1 protein-coding gene and 1 pseudogene are annotated in these 1,838 nt (G+C 60.7%); one reads left to right on the top strand and one right to left on the bottom strand.

What is annotated here, in order from left to right; genetic code table 11:
• Window positions 1-286: 286 nt before the first annotated feature.
• Window positions 287-441 (bottom strand): annotated as a pseudogene (locus tag HNO88_RS22610) (IS5/IS1182 family transposase); the annotation flags it as partial.
• A 342-nt stretch (window positions 442-783) separates the two neighbouring features.
• Here HNO88_RS22610 and HNO88_RS21875 point away from each other — a divergent pair.
• Window positions 784-1,730, top strand: a protein-coding gene (locus HNO88_RS21875; RefSeq protein ID WP_184250938.1) for an IS630 family transposase whose coding sequence is annotated in 2 segments (ribosomal slippage) — window positions 784-1,120 and window positions 1,120-1,730 — 948 coding nt in all. Because the reading frame shifts where the segments join, the coding sequence is not laid out codon by codon here.
• Window positions 1,731-1,838: the final 108 nt, after the last annotated feature.

Genomic DNA, 1,838 nt, shown 5'->3' with positions numbered 1-1,838 from the left:
AAAAGCACCTGTTAACCGACCGTTCATGGTCGCCCCTGCCCCACGCAAGCTCATTTTGCTTTTTGTCGTAGATTGTATCTAAGCAAAACTATTCTTTGGTGATTCGCTGATACTATCAGAACAAGATTTCTTATGTTGGCAGACAATCCGCAATTGATTAGGACGATCACGGCTTCGGCTGGACCGGATCAACGAGAAGAAAGCTCTTCTGCTATACCGACATCGACTCGCCTGACGACAATGACACGATCTTGCAAGTTCCCGCGACTTGCCGAAAGAAGCACCACCGATTGATCGCCTTGGCTTTCACCAGGCGCACGCGGAACAGCCATATGATCGTTGCATCCGGTTCCGTGCCGTTAGGGCCGAGCCTGACGATCGGTCGAAACGGAGCCAACCTTTGATTTGGAACTCGATGCCTTGCTCTGAGAGCGAGTGCAGCCTCCGCGTCGCTGAGTGCCGCCGCCGAAGTTCTGTTCGTGATTACCCGAGCCAAGCGCTTAAGGGTCGCTGGCGCTGCTGCAGCGGAAATTAGCATTGGCACGATCGTCGCCGGCTCAGTAAGCGGCTGCTCCTCGGCGAGGCCGGCCGCCCGCATGCGATGGCGGCAGCAGAGATCGTACGCACGACACCTTGATCGCTGAGCCGCAACAACCGCGCACGGACTTATGCGCCGTCGATGTGAGACGGCCTAGAGCGGTTTCCGCCCGACCTGAGTCGAGGAGGATTCACACGATCGTGCTTATCTGATTCAAGATGCTGGCTGGATGGAGGCCGGCATGGATGGGTAAGCCGTTATCGATGGACCTGCGGTCGCGAGCACTGGCCGCGGTTGACGAGGGGATGAGTTGCCGGGCCGCGGCGAGGCGGTACGGGGTCGCGGCCGCGACGGTGATTGGATGGCATGACCAGCGCCGCAGCACGGGTGGCTATGCCGCCAAGGCCCAGGGCGGCGACACTCGATCGCAGCGGATTGAGGCGCACCACGATACGATCCTGGCACTGCACGCAGCACGTCGCGACATCACGCTGGACGAGCTGCGCCGCGAGCTTGGCCAAGCTGGTGTGACGGTGGCGATCTCGACGCTACACCGCTTCTTCGCCCGGCATGGGATCACGCGCAAAAAAAGGTCGGGCACGCGGTCGAGCAAGACCGTCCCGACGTCTTGAGCCAGCGGGAAGCATGGTTCGATCGCCAACTTGACCTCGATCCCGAGCGGCTGGTGTTCATCGACGAGACCTGGACAGCGACCAACATGACCCGCAGCCATGGCCGCTGCCGGCGAGGCGAGCGGCTGCGGATGGGCTACCCACACGGCCATCGCAAGACGACTACGCTGGTCGCAGGCCTGCGCATGACCGGCATGATCGCGCCGATGGTGCTCGACGGGCCGATCAATGGCGACTGGTTCAAGGCCTATATCGGCCAGGTGCTCATCCCCGAGCTCAAGCCCGGGGATGTCGTTGTCATGGACAACCTGTCCAGCCACAAACGCGCCAGCGTCAATGTGCTGATCGAGGCCGCTGGCGCCCGCATCCTGTTCCTGCCGCCCTACAGCCCCGACTTCAACCCGATCGAAAAGGCCTTCGCCCGCCTCAAGGCCATGCTCCGCAAGGCCGGCGAGCGTACCGTCTCCGGCCTCTGGTCGCTCATCGGGAAGCTGGTGGATCTCTTTCAACCGCAGGAATGCGCCAACTACTCCAGTTCGTGCCGCTATGACCTGGACTGATAGGAAAACGCTCTAGGCCACAGACCCATAAACAGGATTCCCAAACAGGCAGAGGCATGATTCAGTTCTCCGGCAAGGAGATGGGCATGGCACGTTTTGATCTGACGG

This window comes from Novosphingobium chloroacetimidivorans, from assembly GCF_014204535.1.
Classification (GTDB): Bacteria; Pseudomonadota; Alphaproteobacteria; order Sphingomonadales; family Sphingomonadaceae; genus Novosphingobium; species Novosphingobium chloroacetimidivorans.
Note: the sequence above shows the minus strand (reverse complement) of the source record. Positions and strands in the feature narration are given on the sequence as shown.